The organism is Deltaproteobacteria bacterium, from assembly GCA_016219225.1.
In the GTDB taxonomy this organism is placed as follows: Bacteria; Desulfobacterota; RBG-13-43-22; order RBG-13-43-22; family RBG-13-43-22; genus RBG-13-43-22.
The window spans coordinates 1-18,295 of the sequence record JACRBX010000193.1 but is presented as its reverse complement, the minus strand read 5'-3'; the positions used below and the strand labels follow the sequence as shown (position 1 = coordinate 18,295).

General features: G+C 50.1%; 19 protein-coding genes. 18 read left to right on the top strand and 1 reads right to left on the bottom strand.

All coding sequences use genetic code 11. From position 1 onward, the window contains the following. The first annotated feature begins 212 nt into the window (after positions 1–212). The 11 genes from HY879_16540 to HY879_16490 all read left to right on the top strand — a co-directional run bounded on the left by HY879_16540 (position 213) and on the right by HY879_16490 (position 11,166). Positions 213–1,124, top strand: a complete 912-nt coding sequence (locus HY879_16540) for a CBS domain-containing protein (GenBank protein MBI5604949.1) — start codon at positions 213–215, stop codon at positions 1,122–1,124. A gap of 365 nt (positions 1,125–1,489) precedes the next feature. Further along, complete coding sequence (locus HY879_16535; GenBank protein MBI5604948.1) at positions 1,490–1,840, top strand: serine kinase; 351 nt, start codon at positions 1,490–1,492, stop codon at positions 1,838–1,840. Beyond that, entirely contained in the window at positions 1,833–2,615 is a 783-nt protein-coding gene (locus tag HY879_16530) for a PHP domain-containing protein (protein ID MBI5604947.1), read from the top strand. Before HY879_16535 ends, HY879_16530 begins: the two co-directional genes overlap by 8 nt. 27 nt (positions 2,616–2,642) lie before the next feature. Next, on the top strand, positions 2,643–3,110 hold the full coding sequence (gene nuoE / locus HY879_16525) for an NADH-quinone oxidoreductase subunit NuoE (GenBank protein MBI5604946.1): 468 nt from the start codon (positions 2,643–2,645) through the stop codon (positions 3,108–3,110). 5 nt (positions 3,111–3,115) lie between these two features. Then, positions 3,116–3,685, top strand: coding sequence for an ATP-binding protein (locus HY879_16520; protein MBI5604945.1), 570 nt, complete (start codon positions 3,116–3,118; stop codon positions 3,683–3,685). Between the two features lie 42 nt (positions 3,686–3,727). Next, positions 3,728–4,108, top strand: a complete 381-nt coding sequence (locus HY879_16515; protein ID MBI5604944.1) for a (2Fe-2S) ferredoxin domain-containing protein — start codon at positions 3,728–3,730, stop codon at positions 4,106–4,108. Between the two features lie 179 nt (positions 4,109–4,287). Next, positions 4,288–7,407: an FAD-dependent oxidoreductase gene (locus HY879_16510; GenBank protein ID MBI5604943.1), complete on the top strand. Its 3,120-nt coding sequence runs from the start codon at positions 4,288–4,290 to the stop codon at positions 7,405–7,407. A 49-nt stretch (positions 7,408–7,456) separates the two neighbouring features. After that, a complete protein-coding gene (locus HY879_16505) occupies positions 7,457–8,098 on the top strand; it encodes a (2Fe-2S)-binding protein (GenBank protein ID MBI5604942.1) in 642 nt (213 codons plus the stop codon). An 18-nt stretch (positions 8,099–8,116) separates the two neighbouring features. Next, on the top strand, positions 8,117–9,175 hold the full coding sequence (locus HY879_16500; protein MBI5604941.1) for a molybdopterin-dependent oxidoreductase: 1,059 nt from the start codon (positions 8,117–8,119) through the stop codon (positions 9,173–9,175). A gap of 19 nt (positions 9,176–9,194) precedes the next feature. Beyond that, positions 9,195–9,734 carry an NADP oxidoreductase gene (locus HY879_16495; protein ID MBI5604940.1) on the top strand — a complete coding sequence of 180 codons (540 nt, stop codon included), beginning with the start codon at positions 9,195–9,197 and terminating at the stop codon, positions 9,732–9,734. Further along, on the top strand, positions 9,727–11,166 hold the full coding sequence (locus HY879_16490) for a Ni/Fe hydrogenase subunit alpha (protein ID MBI5604939.1): 1,440 nt from the start codon (positions 9,727–9,729) through the stop codon (positions 11,164–11,166). Before HY879_16495 ends, HY879_16490 begins: the two co-directional genes overlap by 8 nt. 385 nt (positions 11,167–11,551) lie before the next feature. Here HY879_16490 and HY879_16485 read toward each other — a convergent pair whose 3' ends face one another. Continuing rightward, positions 11,552–11,812 (bottom strand): hypothetical protein, encoded by a 261-nt coding sequence (locus tag HY879_16485; GenBank protein MBI5604938.1) that lies wholly within the window; start codon positions 11,810–11,812, stop codon positions 11,552–11,554. Between the two features lie 43 nt (positions 11,813–11,855). Between HY879_16485 and HY879_16480 the strand changes: the two genes are divergently transcribed. The 7 genes from HY879_16480 to HY879_16450 all read left to right on the top strand — a co-directional run bounded on the left by HY879_16480 (position 11,856) and on the right by HY879_16450 (position 18,152). Next, positions 11,856–13,193 carry a VWA domain-containing protein gene (locus tag HY879_16480; GenBank protein MBI5604937.1) on the top strand — a complete coding sequence of 446 codons (1,338 nt, stop codon included), beginning with the start codon at positions 11,856–11,858 and terminating at the stop codon, positions 13,191–13,193. A gap of 310 nt (positions 13,194–13,503) precedes the next feature. Beyond that, on the top strand, positions 13,504–13,650 hold the full coding sequence (locus tag HY879_16475; protein ID MBI5604936.1) for a hypothetical protein: 147 nt from the start codon (positions 13,504–13,506) through the stop codon (positions 13,648–13,650). A gap of 246 nt (positions 13,651–13,896) precedes the next feature. After that, on the top strand, positions 13,897–14,484 hold the full coding sequence (locus HY879_16470; GenBank protein MBI5604935.1) for a LemA family protein: 588 nt from the start codon (positions 13,897–13,899) through the stop codon (positions 14,482–14,484). Between the two features lie 199 nt (positions 14,485–14,683). After that, positions 14,684–15,556, top strand: coding sequence for a TPM domain-containing protein (locus tag HY879_16465; protein ID MBI5604934.1), 873 nt, complete (start codon positions 14,684–14,686; stop codon positions 15,554–15,556). 160 nt (positions 15,557–15,716) lie between these two features. Then, the gene (locus HY879_16460; GenBank protein ID MBI5604933.1) at positions 15,717–16,349 is read left to right on the top strand and encodes a hypothetical protein; all 633 of its coding nucleotides are present in this window, start codon (positions 15,717–15,719) and stop codon (positions 16,347–16,349) included. A gap of 89 nt (positions 16,350–16,438) precedes the next feature. Further along, complete coding sequence (locus tag HY879_16455; protein MBI5604932.1) at positions 16,439–16,669, top strand: hypothetical protein; 231 nt, start codon at positions 16,439–16,441, stop codon at positions 16,667–16,669. Positions 16,670–17,192: 523 nt separating this feature from the next. After that, on the top strand, positions 17,193–18,152 hold the full coding sequence (locus tag HY879_16450; protein ID MBI5604931.1) for a hypothetical protein: 960 nt from the start codon (positions 17,193–17,195) through the stop codon (positions 18,150–18,152). The last annotated feature ends 143 nt before the right edge of the window (positions 18,153–18,295 follow it).

Sequence of the window (18,295 nt, the reverse complement as noted above, 5' to 3'; positions counted from 1 at the left end):
GACGAAAAGAACCTGGATTCCGGTTTTCACCGGAATGACGGAGAGGTTATCGACGTTTTTTCAAAAAGCTAAACTGATACGGTTTTTTGCCTTCCTTCGACATTCGTTATTCGATATTCGGTTTTTCATGCTTTATGGTACCCCTGGGGAATGAGGGTTTAATACAAAATAAAATACAGACCCCAGAAGTTTTTAAACGGAGTGCCTTCCCGGTGGAATTTACCAAACTACAGGAACTCATTTATAATCTGCCCATCAAACAGGTCATGAAGAGGAGGGTCATCACCGTTAAACCGGAGACGACCTTCAAAGATTTAAAGGGCATTTTAAGATTTAATCGGATATCCGGTGTGCCGGTCATGGACCAGGGTCATTTGGTTGGAGTCATTTCTATCGCGGATCTGCTTCAAGCTGTAGAAGCCGGTGAACTAAACAGTCCGGTCAGTCAGAGAATGACCACCCGGTTGATTACGGTTTTGGAAAATGCCCCTTTGGCCGAGGCGGTAAAAAAATTTTCTGAATGTGATGTCGGTCGGCTTCTGGTGGTTAATGAGCAAGGAGAATTGACCGGAATTTTGACCGGGAGTAATATCACCCGGGGGTTACTCAAAGAGATCAGCCTTCATTATCACCGTAACGAGGTCAAAGGTAACCCCCGCATTATTTTTAGAGAAGATTTTGTCTCCGATCAAACCAGTCTGATTCTGAGATATCGTATCAAAGAGAAAGATTTTAAAAGCGGCGGAATGGCCTCCAGCAAGATTAAACACGCCCTGGAGCAATTGGGGATCTCCCCCCCGGTAGTGCGAAGGGTGGCTATTTGCGCCTATGAGGCCGAGATGAACCTCATCATTCATACCGATGCCGGTGGCGAATTGATGGCCGAAATCCTGCCCGAAATAATTCATATGACTGCCGTAGATCAAGGGCCTGGAATTCCAGATGTTGAACAGGCTTTACGCCCGGGATTTTCAACCGCCCCGATCTGGATTCAGGAATTGGGTTTCGGAGCCGGAATGGGTCTGGCAAATATAAAAAAGTGCGCCGATTCCTTTAGTATTGAATCCACTCCGGACCAGGGAACCAAATTGGATATCAGAATTCATTTTAATCAAAAAATGTAACGCTTGGAGGACCGTTAGGCAGGCCCTAAAAGCCCCTAACGCGGAGGTTCCGTCTTTCCCCTTTCAAAAAGACCTGCCAGTTTTTTTTACACTCTGTAAATAATTATCGACTTTAAATTTCCTGAATAGTGCCCATTTGGAAACGGCAACTTTCCGGATGGAGCCATCAGCCATCAGCCACCAGCTTTTTGTTTTCAGCAAAACCGATGTAAAATACCGATTTGGCTAAAGGCTATTCGCTGAACGCTGAAGGTTGTATCCGGAAATCTTAGCCCGGAACTGTTTGGAGAACGATCCTTTTCCCCTGGCATAGACCTTGCTTATTTAAGCCTTAGAAAAGAGAAAAAAAGAGGATTTTCTTCGACATGGCTGTAATCAGCGTAAAAACCGTCTTCGAAAAAATAAATTTGGAGCCGATTTCGGCGATCGCGGAGGTGAGACGACCGGTGTTGGGCGGCTATGCCTCGGACCTTCTCAGTTGTGCCATGCGGGGGGCCAAAAAGGATTTCCTTTGGGTTACCCTTCAGTCGCACATCAATGTAGTCGCTATCGCGAGTCTGTTAAATTTGGCAGGAGTCATTATCACTGAAGGGAACCGGCCGGCTCCGGAAGTCGTCACCCAGGCGGAAAAAGAGAAAGTCATTTTACTCCTTTCTCCCGCGAATACCTTTTCCATTGTGGGGCAACTGACTGCTCTGGGGATTCCCGGTGAATGAGGACAACCCTTTTGATCACGACCGGTTAAGACTTTTTAAAGCTGACTTGCATATTCATACCGTGTTGTCCGGGTGTGCGGAAATAGAAATGATACCTTCCTTGATTTTGTGGCAGGCCGAAAAGAAGGGTTTGAATCTTATTGCAGTTACCGATCATAACGCCTGTCACAATGCGGAAGCGGTCATGGAGGCGGCAATGGGAACCAATATCCATGTTTTACCGGGAATGGAACTCCAATCCAGGGAAGAGGTCCACCTTCTTTGCCTGTTTGATGCGGTTGAAACCTGTAAGGAATGGCAAGAAAAGGTTTTTCAAAAACTTCCCCCCATGGTCAATAGAGAGAAATTATTCGGTCCCCAGTATGTGGTCAACGCCGCCGGGGAATGGCTTTGGACCGAAGAACGTCTTCTGGCCACCTCGGCGGATATGACCTTGGAAGAGATCGTGGACCAGGTGGCCTCGCTGGGGGGAGTCACCATCCCGGCCCATGTGGACCGTCCTTCCTTCAGCTTGTTGTCCAATCTTGGCCTGGTCCCCGAGGTCTTTTCTCATGGCCCATTGGAAGTCACTTCTTTTTTTAACCCGCAAACGGGCTGTCAACAATGGCCTCAATTGCGCAATCGGTGTCTTATCGTCAATGGGGATGCCCATCGGCTTCAAGAGATCCAAAATCGGACAACCTTTAAGATGACCCATCCCTTAATCCGTGAGATGGTTATGGCTTTTCAAGGGCAGCAGGGCCGGCAGGTCATGGTGGAGTGGTCTAAGAATTAATAGGGATTATCAGAACAGGAGGGAAAAATGACCCATTCGGAGACTATCGAATTAGAACCTCTCGATAAAATCATCGACGAATTCAATGGGAGGCAGGGGACCTTGATCCCGATTTTACAGAAAACCCAGGATCTTTATGGTTATCTTCCGTCTGAAGCCCTGGGCCGGATAGCGGAAAAGACGGGCACCCCTTTGAGTCAGATTTACGGAGTAGCCACCTTTTATTCTCAATTTTATCTGACCCGCCGGGGAAAAACGATTATTCGGCAATGTGACGGAACGGCCTGCCACGTCCGGGGGGCCGGGAGGATTGTGGATACGATTCAGAATGAATTGGGTATTCAGGCCGGGGAAACCACCCCGGATTATCAATATACCTTTGAGGTCGTTTACTGCCTGGGGGCCTGCGGGCTGGCCCCGGTGGCCGTAGTCGACAACAAGGTCGTAGGCCGTTTGGTCCCTGAAAAAATGGCCCAGATTTTAAAGGAGACTTAAGGACCTTGATCGAATTATCTCTCCATCTATTGGACATGATCCAAAACTCGATTGAGGCCAGTGCCTCTAAAATTGAGATAAGAATCGATGAGGATTTGCAGGCCGACCTTTTGCGGATTGAAATCAAGGATAATGGGCGAGGGCTTTCCGAAGAACAGACGGCCAGGGTCCTGGATCCTTTTTATACCACCAGGAAAACGCGCCACGTAGGCCTGGGGCTTCCCTTATTGTCCGAGGCCTGCCGCAGGTGCGAGGGGGCTTTGGAAATCCGCTCCCTACCGGGAGCCGGAACGACGATCAGGGGCACCTTTCGTCACAGCCATGTCGACCGGGCCCCTTTAGGGGATATGACTTCGGTCCTGCTGGCCCTGCTTTTGTCCGAACCCCCGCTGGATTGGCTGTATATCCACCGGGTCGATGAAGAGGAATTCCGGCTGGACTCCTCTGAAATTCAAAAGGAACTGATGGAGATACCCTTGACCCACCCCAAGGTCCGGAAATGGCTGATGGGTTTTTGGGCCGAGGCGGAAAACGGCCTTTCCATAAGGGCCTTGCCGGCCAGGGTTGGGGCTTAAAGGGGAAAAAAGCATTCGGCGGATGAACCAGGAGGAAAATAGATGACAAAACTCAAGAGTGTTGAAGAGCTGAAAAAGATCCGTGATGAGGCCCGGAAAGATTTGATGTCCAGGGTTCAGACCGGGACCCGGATCATTATCGGTATGGGGACCTGCGGCATCGCCGCCGGGGCCAGGGAGGTTATGCAAGCCGTATTAAAGGAATTGGACAACCGAAAGATCGAGGCCCATGTGGAAACGGTCGGATGTGTCGGGATGTGCGCCAAAGAACCCCTGGTCGATGTGGAACAGGCGGGCAAATCCAGGGTTCGTTACGGTAATATCACCCAGGAAAAGGTGCCGCGCTTAATCGAGGAGCATCTGATCCGAGGTCAGGTGATTCAGGAATGGGCCGTCAGTCGCATGGAAGCGCAAAAAACCTGAGAAGATTCGTTACTCGTTACTCGTTACTCGTTGCTCGTTGCTGGTTGCTCGTTACTGGTTACTGGTTGCTGGGTACTCGTTTAACCGGGAGCTATAGAACCAGACCCAGTAAGCCGTAACGTTTAAGATCAATCAATTTAAGAATATAAAAACATTAAATTAGGAAGCAGGAGGCAGATATGGCTGAGCCTTTTTATCGGGCCAATGTTCTGGTCTGTGGCGGAACGGGGTGCACGGCCTCGGAGTCCCCGGAGGTCATTACCGGATTAAACAAGGAGATTTCCCGCCGGGGTTTGGATAAGGAGGTCCGGGTCGTACCAACCGGGTGCCGCGGCTTTTGTGCCATGGGACCGATCATGGTCATCTACCCTGAAGGGATTTTTTATTGTCAGGTGCAGCCCAGGGATGTTCAGACCATTGTCGAGGAGACCCTGGTCAAAGGCCGGGTGGTCGGTCGTTTAACCTATAAGGCCCCCGAGACCTATAAGGAACTTCCCCGGTATCAGGATATACCTTTTTACAGCAAACAGGTTCGAATCACCCTGCGCAACTGCGGGATGATCGACCCCGAAAAGATTGAGGAATATATTGTCCGGGGCGGGTATGAAGGGCTGTCAAAGGCCTTATTCGATATGACCCGGGAGGAAGTCATCCAGGAGGTCAAACGCTCCGGCTTAAGGGGACGTGGAGGGGCCGGGTTTTCCACCGGTACCAAATGGGAGTTTACCTTTAAGGCCCCGGGGGATGTCAAATATGTGGTTTGCAATGCCGATGAAGGGGACCCCGGGGCCTTTATGGACCGCTCTCTTTTGGAAGGCGATCCCCATAGTCTGATCGAAGGCATGACCATTTGCGCCTATGCGGTGGGGGCCAGGGAAGGGACCATCTATTGCCGGGCCGAATACCCCTTGGCCATTAAGCGTCTCAACGTGGCCATCGCCCAGGCTGAGGAGTACGGTCTGCTGGGCGATAATATCCTTAACACCGACTTTTCTTTCCAACTGCATATTAAGGAAGGGGCCGGGGCCTTTGTCTGTGGGGAAGAAACCGCCCTATTGGCCTCTATCGAAGGCCGGCGCGGCGAACCCCGCCCCCGTCCCCCTTTTCCGGCCGCTTCCGGTCTCTGGGGGAAGCCGACCAACTTGAACAATGTCAAAAGTTATGCCAATGTCCCCCAAATTATGGTCAACGGATCGAATTGGTTTAATAATATCGGCACTAAACGAAGCCCGGGAACAGCCATTTTTGCCTTGACCGGAAAGGTTAATAATACCGGTCTGGTTGAAGTGCCTATGGGAATTACGCTGGGAGAAATTATTTTCGATATCGGCGGAGGGATTCTCAAAGACAAGCGATTTAAGGCCGTTCAGACCGGAGGCCCCCTGGGGGGGTGCATCCCGCCGCAGCACCTCAATGTGGAAGTGGATTTTGATTCCCTCCAGGAAGTGGGTGCGGTCATGGGCTCGGGCGGTATGATCGTGGTGGACGAAGATACCTGCATGGTGGAGTTTTCCAAATTTTTTCTGAAGTTCGCTCAGGCCGAATCCTGCGGGAAATGTATCCCCTGCCGGGTGGGTGGAAAGCGGATGTTGGAAATACTGACCCGGATTACCGAAGGCCAGGGCAGACTGGAAGATATCGAAACCATAAAGCAGATCGCCAAGGGTATGGAAACCGGCTCCCTGTGCGCCTTAGGGCAATTGACTCCCGGGCCGGTCATGTCGGCCTTGAAATATTTTGAAGAGGAATTTTTGACCCATATCCTCGACGGCGAGTGTCCGGCCGGCTCCTGCAAGACTCTGGTCCGAGCCCGTTGTACCAATGCCTGTCCGGCCCAGGTTGACGTCCCTTCGTTTATCGCCCTGATCGCCCAGGGTAATTATGCTGAGGGCCTGGAGATCCATCGGGAAAGAAACCCCTTTGCCCTGATCTGCGGCCGGGTTTGTCCGGCCTTTTGCGAGCAAAAATGCCGGCGCGGCGATATTGATGATCCGGTTGCCATCCGTTTGGCCAAACGGCTCATGGCCGATCATGAAATGGAAAAACCCTGGACCCCCCCGAAGCTGGAAGGTCCCAAAAAGGAAAAGGTGGCGATCATCGGGACCGGCCCGGCCGGTTTGACCGCGGCCCTGCGGCTGGCCCAACGGGGCTATCCGGTGACGGTTTTTGATAAACTGCCGGTGGCCGGGGGCATGATGGCCGTGGGTATTCCGGAATACCGTTTGCCGCGAAACATCTTAAATATGGAAATCGAGGCCATTAAACGGGCCGGAGTGGAAATCAGACTGGGCCAGGAGATGGGGAAGGATTTCACGGTTGACGGCCTGCTGGACCAAAGCGGCTATAGTGCCGTGGTCCTGGCCCTTGGGGCCCATAAGGGCCGGCGTCTGGGCATACCCGGGGAAGACCTGCCCGGGGTCTATCAGGGGATCGAATTCCTGAAAAACGTGGCCCTGGGAAAACCGCCGGAGATCAAGGGAAAGAGAGTGGCCGTGGTCGGGGGGGGGGCCGTGGCCATTGACGCTGCCCGGACCGCTCTGCGCCTGGGGGCCAAAAGGGTGCATATCCTCTATCGCCGCACCCGTCAAGACATGCCGGCCTGGAAAGAGGAGATCGTGGAGGCCTTCCGGGAAGGGATTCAATTTCATTTCCTGACCAACCCGGTGGGTATCCTCGGTCCCGAACAGGTGACCGGCGTGGAATGCCATTTACAGCGACTCGGCGAGTTTGATGCCGGCGGCCGCCGGCGCCCCATACCGATCGAGGCCACCGAGTTTGAGGTACCCGAATTCATCCTGGATGCCGATATCTTTATCGCCGCCATCGGGCAGGCCTCGGATTTGGGAGGCCTCGGGGGAGAGGGAAAGATTGAGGTGAAAGCCGACAGCACCATCCAGGTGGGGGCGAATCTGATGACCACCCGCCCGGGGGTATTTGCCGCCGGCGATGTCACTCTGGGACCGGCCACGGTTATCGAGGCCGTTGATCAGGGGAATAAGGTGGCCGTAACCGTGGATGCCTATCTGAAAGGACAACCGGTGGAGCGGATCAAGTTCGCCTCCCTCTGCCGGGAAATCCCGCAACTTTATTCACCGGAGGATTATGCCGAGGCCAATCGCCCGGTGGTCAGGCGTCTGTCCGAGGAGAAAAGCGTTCAATGCTTTGAAGAGGTGGAAGCCGGTTTCGATGAACAAATCGCTCGAGAAGAGTGTAAACGCTGTCTGCGATGCGATCTGGAATGGTTAAAATCGATGGGACTTTTGACCCCGATTCAGCAAAGGGCCGTGGCCTCGGCCTGAGTAAAAGGGACTCTCCGATTTCCGGATCGCTATAAAGGAGGTTTTTCTAATGGATAAGGTTGTGAATATAAAAATCAATGGACGTCACATCCGGGCCCGGGCCGGACAGACCGTTATGGAGGCGGCCAAGGGGGCCGGTATCGATATCCCCAGTCTGTGCCATCATCCTTCGGTTACCCCCCTGGGGGCCTGCCGGATCTGTCTGGTTGAAATCGAGAGACAACGGGGTCTTCAACCGGCCTGCACCTTTCCCGTATCCGAAGGCATGCGGGTGGAGACCGAATCACCCAAGGTCGTTGAAGAGAGAAAGTTCCTTCTGGGAATGCTTTTCTCCGAAGGAAACCACTACTGCCCATTTTGCGAATCCAGCGGAGATTGCGAATTACAGGCCCTGGCCTACCGCTACGGACTGGATCACTGGATTTATCCGAATCCCGGTGAGGCCAAGCCGGTTGACGGCACACGGGAACATTTCATCATGGATCATAACCGTTGTATCCTCTGTCGGCGCTGCATCCGGGCCTGCAACGAACTGGCGGCCAACAATACCCTGGGGGTCATCTACCGCGGGGCCAAGACCCGGATTTGCGCCGACGGCGACGTTCCCTTTGGAGAATCCTCCTGTGTTACCTGCGGCACTTGCCTGCAGATCTGTCCCACCGGGGCCTTGATCGACCGTCAGAGCGCCTAGGCCGGACGGGAATCCCAGGTGGAGAGGACCAAAAGCGTTTGTCTGTTCTGTAGCGTGGGTTGTGGTACGGAGATCATTACCAGGGCCGGACGGGTCTTAAGGGTCGAAGGGGAATGGGAGGAACACAATAACGGCGTGCTCTGCGTCAAGGGCCGCTTTCAGCCCTTCAAGGAAAAGCGCCGGCGCATTGAAACCCCCTTAATCCGTAAAGATGGCCGGATGGAGCCGGCCACCTGGGGGGAGGCCCTGGATACTGTTGCCAGGGCGATCAAGGCCAGTCCGCATAACAAGGTCGGGGCCTGGACCACCTGCCGGACCCTTAACCTGACCTTGAGTGAATTTGTGGCCGTATTCCTGGGGAAGATCCGGGCCAACGTGGGTGTTTTGGAGCCGACCCTGGCCAGGTTTAATCTGCCATTGGGGGGGTCCCTCAATGATTTGCTTTCTGCGGATACGATCCTGGTCACGGGTGCCGATCCCCTGTCCGATCATCCGGTCATCGGCTATCACATTAAGCGGGCCTGCATGAAAGGGGCCCGATTGGTCATTGTTTCCGACAACAACCATGCGATGAGGCGGTTTGCCCATAAAACCTTTCCCCTGAATGAAATGGGCCGCGCCATTAAATTTTGTCAGGACAGTGCCGCGCCGGTTGTGCTTTATGGTGAGGAAACCCCTCCCCAGCAGGCGGAAAGGCTGGCCACATTGCAAAAGAAGGCCCATTTTATCCCCTTGTTCCCGGAAAGCAATGGCTTCCATGCCAAGGCCTTGGGGCTTCGAGCGACTTTTGCTCCAGCTCAAATGGAGGCGGTCTATCTTCTCCTGGAAGAGACCACCCTTTCAGAAGAGAAGGTCAAACAGGCCCGGGAAGCCAGGTTTTTGACCGTCCAGGCCAGCTTTCACGGTCCGATTACCGAGGTGGCCGACGTCGTTTTACCGGCCCTGCTCTGGTATGAGCACGAAGGGTCGCTCTATAACCTGGAAGGTAAAAAGGTGGCGGTCCGGAAGGCCGTACCCTTGCCCGAGGGCTTGATTCCGGAAAATGAAGTATTAACCCAATTGGCCGCCCGAATGTAGAAGGGGGGGAGAAAGACTTATGGCGAAGATAAAGATTGCAACCGATTGGCTGGCGGCTTGTGCCGGATGCCATATGTCCCTATTGGATATGGACGAGAGGCTGGTCCAATTACTGGATAAGATAGAGATAACATCATGCCCGATAACCGACTTAAAACATCCGCCGAGAGACGGCGTCACCGTCGGGATTCTAACCGGCACGGTCAACAACACCGCCCATCTGGAAGTCGCCCGGGAAATGCGGGAGCGCTGTCAGATTCTGGTGTCGTTGGGGGATTGCTCGGTTCTCGGGGGCATCCCTTTAATGCGGAACCAGGTTACAATAGAGGATGCCCTGCAGCGGGCCTATGTGGAGACGGAAAGCACCGTAGACGGTTTAATACCCCAATCGGAGGAATTGGCCAAACCGATTTTTGCCCGCCCCTTGGATCAGGTGGTCAAAGTCGATGTTTATTTGCCCGGCTGTCCTCCTTCGGCCGAGACCATCCATATTGTGCTCAGTGAACTGCTGGAAGGCCGAATCCCGGTCTTGAAGGATCAGACCTTGAAGTATGATTAGAGGAGAAGATAAAATGCAAAAAATTACCATAGAACCGGTAACCCGGATAGAGGGTCATGCCAAAGTCACCATCCATATGGGCGCCAAGGGGAAAGTCGAAAACGCCTTTATGCATGTCAATGAATTTCGAGGGTTTGAAAAGTTCACCGAAGGCCGGCCCTTTTTCGAGATGCTCCAAATCACTCCCCGGATATGCGGCATTTGTCCGGTCAGCCATCATCTGGCCTCGGCCAAGGCCTGTGACCGGGTGATCGGGGCGACACCTCCCCGAACCGCCGGGCTTCTTCGAGAGCTGATGCATATGGGACAGTTTATTCAATCCCACTCCATGCATTTCTTTGAATTGGCCGGACCGGATATGCTTTTGGGGTTCGATGCCGACCCGGCTATAAGAAATGTCGTCGGGGTCATCCAGGCCAATCCGGAGCTGGCTTTGAAGGCCGTCCAGTCCAGGGCCTTCGGTCAGGAAATCATCCGCAAGCTGGGGGGTAAAAGGGTCCACCCCATCCATTCCATCCCCGGCGGGGTCAATGGGCCTCTTTCGGCCGAAGATTGTGACGATTTCTTGAGCCGGATCGACGAGGTGATGGAGACCATCAAACTGGCCATCACCGTAGCCAAGGGCTGGTTCGAGGCCAACCGCGAACTGGTGGATAAATTTGCGGTTTTCCCCTCGGGCTATCTGGGCCTGGTCGACGAGCAGGGTGGTTTGCAGTTGTACGACGGCAGGCTCAGGTTAATGGATAAAAACGGGAAGACCCTGGAGGAATTCGATCCCAAAAATTATCTGGAGCATATTGCCGAGCATGTTGAAAATTGGTCTTATCTGAAATTTCCCTATTATCGCAAGCTGGGCTATCCGGCCGGCACCTATCGGGTCGGACCCTTGGCCCGCCTGAATGTGGCCGAAAGGATCAATACCCCATTGGCCAATGAGGAATTCGCCAATTTCAAGGCCCTATCCGACGGCAAGCCGGTGGAGGGTACGCTATGGTATCACTACGCCCGCCTGATTGAAGACCTTTATGCCATCGAGCGGGCCAAGGAAATCCTCCTGGACCCCGAGGTCACCTCCACCAATCTGGTTGGTGATTCCAAGGGTTTGACCGGCGAAGGAGTGGGGTGTTTAGAGGCCCCTCGAGGGACCCTTTTCCATCATTATAAAACCGATCAAAACGGGATGCTGACCAAGGTCAATCTGATTGTCGCTACCGGGCATAACAATTGGGCCATCAACAAATCGGTGGAAATGGTGGCCAAATCCTTCGTCGACGGAAAGAAACTGACCGAGGGCATGTTAAACCGGGTCGAGGCGGCCATCCGGGCCTATGATCCCTGTTTTTCCTGCTCCACCCATGCTATCGGGGCCATGCCGATGGTTATTGAATTGTTAGGGCCGGATGGGGAAATCATAGAAAGGATATCCCGTTAATAATACCAGGCTGTTGCAGGGACTCCGAGCCGGATGAACGGGATTATGTAGTGCTGGCGCCCTCGTCTGTCATTAATGGAAACAGACGGGGGTGCCCCCTCCCTCACCCTTCCCCTTGAGGGGGAGGACAGGGGTTGGGTGGGGCACCACGAAGCATGAAAATGTTTTGAGGCGATGGGCTATGGGCAATAGGCGAAAGGCAAGGTTCAGGGTTCAAGGTTTTCCTCTTGCAACTTGAAACTTGCATCTTGCAACATGATTCTTTAACTGCCCCCCGGCCCCTGAGCCCTACTTTCTTACTAAGCGCTCATGCCCGGGTCGGGCACTACGAAGAATGAAAATGTCTTTCGCCGACCGCCGATCCCTGACCCCCGATCCTTGAACGTTATTTTCCTACTAAAGATTTTTCAAAAATATGCCGATTATTAGGAAGAGGACTATTATTAGGGGAAAATAGATTTAATAACCTCTTTAAATAAATGGCAAGAAAAATGGTTTTCTTTTTTCTTTTTGTTTTCTTGTGCCTGTGGATGCCCTTCCAGGGGTATAACGCCTTTTCTGCGGAAATCGCTGCTCCAAAGACAAGCGGCCCGGAAAAAAGTTCAGGGCCTGCTTCCAATACCCCTATAAAAGGCTCGAAAGCCAAAGCAGCCTTTGATATTTTTTTTATCCTGGATCAATCCGGTAGTATGAAAAAAACCGACCCCCAGGATTTCAGAAAAGCAGCCGCTGAATTATTGATTACCCTGTTCGGACCTGAAGACCGGCTTGGCCTGATCAGCTTTGGGGATTCGGCCCAGACCTTGATCCCGCTTACCCAAAATCTTCCCGAGAATCAGAAGGGATTTTCCAGGGCCGTTCAAAAAATAACTTCCCGGGATTTAAACACCGATCTATATGCCGCAATTAAAAAAGGGTATGAAGAGATTAAACCTTCTCAAAATTCGAACAAAATTCTAATCCTTTTTTCCGACGGTCAAATGGACCTGGGGGATAAAGAAAAAGACGCCTCGGCCCTTAAAGCCTTAGGAAAACTTCTACCGGAACTGGTAAAAGATCATATTAAACTCTATACCGTGGCTTTTTCTGATTTTTCGGACCGGAAACTTCTAAACGATTTAGCGCAAGAAACCAAAGGTCTTTTCAATCTGGCCCAGGCCGATAAAGATATCCATGTTATTTTTGCCTCCATATTTGAACAAGTCAAAATGCCCGACACCGTGCCCTTGGAAGGGGATTCCTTCTTTATCGACAAGGAGATTCAAGAAGCGACCCTGTTGATTACGAAACAAATAGGGACCCTGACCAAGCTTATCGATCCCAACCGGAAAGGACTCGTTTACGATAAATTGTCTGAAGGTATTGCCTGGTATCAAACCAAAGCTTTCGATTTGATCACCATCAAAAAGCCCATCCCCGGCCGATGGAAAGTGCAGTTGAGTACCAAGGAAGGGAATAAAATATTCGTCGTTACCGATCTGGCCTTGAAAAGTTCTTTGAAGCAAAATCATATTTTTCAAGGCGAGAAAATTAACATAGAGGCCTGGCTGGAAAGGGAGGATCGAACCGTTACGGAAAAACGATTCCTGGAATCCATCTTTTTTATGACCGACATAAAAGGACCTGATGGAAATCATCTCAAACTGAGTTTGTTTCCTCTGGAAACCGGAGATAGCAGAGATAAGGAAGGAAGATATTCCAACGCCTTCACCTTTAAACAGACCGGTGATTATACCATTCAAATACTGGCCGATGGAAAGACCTTTAAAAGAGAACAGGTCCGACAGGTGAAAGTTTTAAACCGACCGGCCCTTCAAAGTCCCCCGACCCCCACCGCACGGGCCGTAAAAACAACCGTTCCGACCAGGGCGGATGAGATTTGGACAAAGGCCTTCATGAAATTGGGACTTATCCATTTGGGTTTTTTAGTAATCGGATTGATTTTTTGGGGGGTTTTAAAATGGAATCGAAAAAAAGCCGGCAAAAAAGAGAAAGAAGGTTCCTTAAATACTAATGATCCGTCTTGATCCCTTCTATTTTATTTTGCTTCTGGAATTTTTGCTGATCCAATTGGCAATAATTATAATTCTCTTTTTAAAAGGGAGAAAGTTAAAGGCCTCCTATTTAAAATCAGTAAAAATTATAAGAGATTTCAATTGGCAGCATGATCATCAAGGGGATCAGGAATTAAACCGAACCGAGGTTTCGAATCCCGAACCGCAGGCCCCCCTCCTGCCGGAGAAGGAAACCTGGAATCAAGGGTTTGAGGGGGGTGATAACGGAGAAATAAAAAAATTACAAGATTCGCTTCAGGAAAAGACAGAAATCATTTTACAGATGAAAAATAAAATTGAGCAAATGGAAAAAAAGTTTGCGGATATGGAAAAAGAATACCTGATATTATTCGATCAATCGCAGAAACAAGAAGAGGCGTTAAAAAAATATGAAGGAGGCCAACCCAAACTGGACGAAATAGATTTTTGACACCGCTCCTGAATTGGTCTTAATAAAACCCGATTCCTTTCCCAATTTCCCCCATCTTTTTAATTGTTGGTCTTCCCGGTTGGAAATGATATAATAATAAACGATTTTGCTGATGGCTAAAAGCTGATCGCTGACAGCTCTCATCCGGAAATATCATTTCCGGACGAGCACTAATTAGGGCACTTGTGAAAGGCCTTTAAAGTGTTCCGGTGGAAGCCGGATTCCAGTCTCATTTAGGAGGAAAAAATGTTTAAAAGGGTACAATTCGTCTTGATGGGTATTATTGCGTTATTTTTGGTTTCCGGCTGTGGTTACAATACTATTCAGACCAATGAAGAAGCGGTCAAGGCCGCCTGGGGAGACGTGGAGGCGGCCTACCAAAGAAGAAATGACTTAATTCCCAACCTGGTGGAGGTGGTCAAGGCCTACGCCAAGCACGAAAAGGATACCCTGACGGCGGTCACCGAGGCCAGGGCCAAAGTCGGGTCGATTCAAATGAATAAAAATCTTTTAGATGATCCCAAGGCCTTCAGCCAATTCCAGGCCGCCCAGGGGGCCATGAGCAGCGCCCTTTCCCGGTTGATGGTGGTGGTTGAGAGATACCCTGATCTTAAAGCCAACCAAAATTTTCAGGATCTGCAACACCAACTCGAAGGCACGGAAAACCGCATCAATGTGGCCCGGGTTCGTTATAACAAAGCCGTCGAGGTCTTTAACGGCTCCATACGGGTCTTTCCCAATAACCTGACCAATAAGTTCTTGTTAGGGCTAAAACTGAAAGAACCTTTTAAAGCCGAAGCCGGGGCCGAAAAGGCGCCTAAAGTAAAATTTTAACCAAAGATGATGGTCTCGTAAAAAGTCGTCATTCCCGCGCAGGCGGGAATCCAGGCCATGTCTAACCAGTTAAAAACACTGGATTCCCGTTCCCCGATTAAGACATTCGAGGACAAGCTTCACGGGAATGACGGGAAGGGTGCTTGCGGACTTTTTTCGAGTTCATCAAAGATGCATTTTCAGAAAGAATGTCTAAAGAATGAAAAAATCCATTCTTGCCCTGATTTTTGTTCTTTTCTTTTTCCCTTGCATAAGCCAGGCCCTGGAAATCCCTAAGCTCCGGGGCTATGTCAATGATTATGCCGGAATGATTTCTTCCGCCTCGGCGGCTCGCATTGAAGGGGAATTGAAAGCATTCGAACAAACCGACTCCACACAGATGGTCATTTTAACCGTCCCCTCGTTGGAAGGAGAGACTATCGGCAGGTTTGGGATCCAGGTGGCCGAGGCCTGGAAGATCGGGCAAAAAAATAAGGACAATGGGATAATCGTGGTCGTGGCCAAAAAGGAAAGAAAGATCCGGATCGAGGTCGGGCGGGGCTTAGAAGGCCGATTGACGGATTTATTGGCCGGAAGGATTATTGACCTGGTCATTACCCCCAGATTTAAGAGAGGGGATTTTGACGGCGGGGTTATGGCCGGGGTTTCGGCCTTGATCGACGCCACCAGAGGGGAATTTAAGGCCGAGCAAAGGCCGACGGTTAAAAAGACAAGGGGATTCCACTCCTTCCTGATTTTTCTTGTCGCCGGTTTTGTTGTCCTTCTCCTGGTGAGCAGTTTTTCCCGCATTTTGGGGGGCATTGCCGGCGCCGCGGGTTTACCGGCCCTGCTTCACTTGGGCCTTTTTCCCCTGGGATTGGTTGCCCTGATTCTATCGATTCTGGTGGGAGCGGGGATAGGGGCTTTGTTGCCTTCCCTCTTTTCTGCCGGAGGTAACAGGGGAGGTGGGTTTTGGCCGGGCGGCGGTTTTTATTCATCCGGCGGGGGCGGATGGAGCGGCGGCGATTCAGGTGGTGGTGATTTCGGCGGCGGCGGGGACTTCGGCGGCGGCGGGGCCTCGGGGGACTGGTGATTTCGATTTTGGATTTTGGATTTTGGATTGCGGATTTTGGATTGGGGAATGAAAGGCAAAATGAAGATAATTTAGCCTCTTGCAAATGTCTAAGCCTAATAAAATAGGTCAGGCATCCTGCCTGACAGGATTGACTAAGAAATGGATTCAGGGAAATATCATGAAAGCCGACCGATTTTTTACCGAGGAAGAAAATAAAAAAATTACGGCCACTATCAAGGATATCGAATCCCGCACCGATGGAGAGATTGCGGTCATGGTAGTCGACAGCAGTAACCATTATCACGAAGCAGAGGTGTTGGGAGGCGTGATTTTGGGGAGTCTTTTAGCCCTGATCGTTACGGTTTTGTTCTTTCATGACTCCCTCTGGGTCTATATCTCCTTAAGCATCCTCTTTTTCTTCCCTTTTGGCCTGCTCTGTGCCCGGGTCCCTAAATTGAAGGCCGCCTTCCTGTCCGTCAAAAAGCAAGAAGAAACGGTCAGGCTCCGCGCCCTGCTGGCCTTTTATGAAAAAGGACTTTATCGGACCCGGTATAATACCGGGGTTTTGTTTTTTCTTTCTTTGTTGGAAAGAAAGGTCTGGGTCCTGGCCGATAAGGGGATATATAAAAAGATGGATCAGGAGACCTTGAACCAATTTGCCGGGATGGTCTCCCAGGGAATTAAGGAGGGCCGGGCCTGCGAGGTCTCTTTGTGTCAGGCCATTGAGGGGGTGGGCCGATTGCTGGCCGAGCACTTCCCTATTACCCATGGAGACACGGACGAATTACCGGATCAAGTCCTGACCGAATAATGGGAAAGAATCGCCTACGGGGGATTCTTATGGCCGAATGGTTAGCGGCTTTTTTGGGTAAAAACTCGATCCTAAAGGAGAATATATATATGGAATCAGCAGCAAGTGTTACCATGACAAAGATGCTTGAAACCCTTCCAGAGTCGCTGCAGGATCGTGTCCTCGAACATATGAGAGACTATATTGAGGACATTCGGGACGAAGCTAAGTGGAATGAATCTTTTTCTAAGACTCAAAACAAACTTGTTGCCGTCGCCCGGCAGGCTCGGAAAGAAATTGGCGAAGGCAAGGCTACGCCTATGAACATGGAGAAACTATGAATTCCGCCACCCTCCCATCCTTTTGGGATAGCTACCAGAAGCTTGATCAAAGCATCAAAAATAGGGTGAGAAAGGCATATCTCTTATGGGCTGAAGACCCATTCCATCCTTCATTACGTTTCAAGTGTATTAATCATACGGAGAATATTTGGGCGGTTCGAGTGGGCTTGGGTTACAGGGTTCTGGGAGTACTTGATGGAAGCACCGTGACATGGTTTTGGGTAGGCAGCCATGACGAGTACGAGAGGTATTTCGGCTGAAGGGGAAGGCCATAGCCACTAAGGATAGAGACGATCCTGAAAGGTCGTTTTCCTGTATAAACAGGAGGAACGCAGGGGGGGTGAAGTATCATACTTGACAGAAAGATATGCGTCTTATTGAATGGACTTCTGGAGAGATTTTTTAGGAAGGACTACGAAGAAAGGGTTCTGCTGCACAGCGGCTTACTTGAACAACCACTTGCACCGATAGCCGAAAAGCTATCTCCGGGTAAAGCGTGCGTTAGAAATCGAAAAAAAATACAATGATCACAGAAGATACTTTATTTATCTTAGGAGCAGGATCAAGCTTCCCTTATGGTTATCCAACAGGGAAAGAATTGCGCCGTAAAATATGCAAAGAATTCTCCCAAGATTATAGTGTGCTACTAAATCGTAGAGCTTCTCCCGATCCAGACTATTTTAGTGAAGATGTAATTCAAAATGCAGAAAATTTTGCAAATATATTTTTCAAATCGAGTACACCCTCAATAGATCTTTTTCTATCAAGAAACCATAATTTTTCAGAAATAGGAAGAAAAGCAATTGCTTTAAGTATTTGGAAGGCCGAAACGAATAGTATTTTCCGAGAAGATGTTGACCAAAGTCAAGATTGGTACACTTACCTTTATCAGAGGATGACAGAAACACTTACAAATCCAGATAATTTTAAACTGATAAGCCAAAACAAAATATCATTCATCACATTCAATTACGATCGTTCATTAGAACATTTTTTATATGAAAGTATAACCAATTCTTTTACCTCAATCCCACGCACCCAACCACCAAATGGAGAATTATTTCCTTTTTCAATCCAGCATGTTTATGGTCAATTAGCTTATTTGCCATGGCAGGGAGCACATTATTTAGACTACGCTGCAAAACTAAACAATTTTGATTTTAATAATATATTTGAAAATATCAAAGTGATATACGACAGAACTGAAAGTGATCTCACAAAAACTAAAGATCAGATTTTGAAAACAAAGAAAATATTCTTCCTTGGATTTGGCTTTGCCAAAGAGAACTTAGAAATTTTAGGTATACCTGAACTTCTGACAGGTGACCAAGAAATATATGGTACCGCCTTTGGGATGACAGAAAAAGAAATAGATAGCGTAAGAATGATGTTGAGTCAAAATTTCAAAAATAAAGACCCTCGGCGTAACAATCCAAGAATTATAAATATGAATTGCTATGAACTTTTGAGAGAGTACTTGTAATAATAATTGCTTTTAGGTAAACCCCCGGCTCTGCCGGGGGACTCCCAGAGTTCGACAATTCCGGGAGTGGGGGTTTTCAGTATCGACAACGAGTAATTAATGTTTTCCATTTGAAGACCAAACCTTGATTTGACCGTCATTCC

What these genes read in the sequence shown, in the direction of transcription:
- nuoE (MBI5604946.1), top strand. Translation starts at nt 2,643, where the DNA reads ATGACCCATTCGGAGACTATCGAATTAGAACCTCTCGATAAAATCATC.
- HY879_16455 (MBI5604932.1), top strand. Translation starts at nt 16,439, where the DNA reads ATGGAATCAGCAGCAAGTGTTACCATGACAAAGATGCTTGAAACCCTT.
- HY879_16495 (MBI5604940.1), top strand. Translation starts at nt 9,195, where the DNA reads ATGGCGAAGATAAAGATTGCAACCGATTGGCTGGCGGCTTGTGCCGGA.
- HY879_16475 (MBI5604936.1), top strand. Translation starts at nt 13,504, where the DNA reads ATGAAAAATAAAATTGAGCAAATGGAAAAAAAGTTTGCGGATATGGAA.
- HY879_16515 (MBI5604944.1), top strand. Translation starts at nt 3,728, where the DNA reads ATGACAAAACTCAAGAGTGTTGAAGAGCTGAAAAAGATCCGTGATGAG.
- HY879_16465 (MBI5604934.1), top strand. Translation starts at nt 14,684, where the DNA reads ATGAAAAAATCCATTCTTGCCCTGATTTTTGTTCTTTTCTTTTTCCCT.
- HY879_16535 (MBI5604948.1), top strand. Translation starts at nt 1,490, where the DNA reads ATGGCTGTAATCAGCGTAAAAACCGTCTTCGAAAAAATAAATTTGGAG.
- HY879_16480 (MBI5604937.1), top strand. Translation starts at nt 11,856, where the DNA reads ATGAAAAAAACCGACCCCCAGGATTTCAGAAAAGCAGCCGCTGAATTA.
- HY879_16510 (MBI5604943.1), top strand. Translation starts at nt 4,288, where the DNA reads ATGGCTGAGCCTTTTTATCGGGCCAATGTTCTGGTCTGTGGCGGAACG.
- HY879_16470 (MBI5604935.1), top strand. Translation starts at nt 13,897, where the DNA reads ATGTTTAAAAGGGTACAATTCGTCTTGATGGGTATTATTGCGTTATTT.
- HY879_16490 (MBI5604939.1), top strand. Translation starts at nt 9,727, where the DNA reads ATGATTAGAGGAGAAGATAAAATGCAAAAAATTACCATAGAACCGGTA.
- HY879_16505 (MBI5604942.1), top strand. Translation starts at nt 7,457, where the DNA reads ATGGATAAGGTTGTGAATATAAAAATCAATGGACGTCACATCCGGGCC.
- HY879_16460 (MBI5604933.1), top strand. Translation starts at nt 15,717, where the DNA reads ATGAAAGCCGACCGATTTTTTACCGAGGAAGAAAATAAAAAAATTACG.
- HY879_16450 (MBI5604931.1), top strand. Translation starts at nt 17,193, where the DNA reads ATGATCACAGAAGATACTTTATTTATCTTAGGAGCAGGATCAAGCTTC.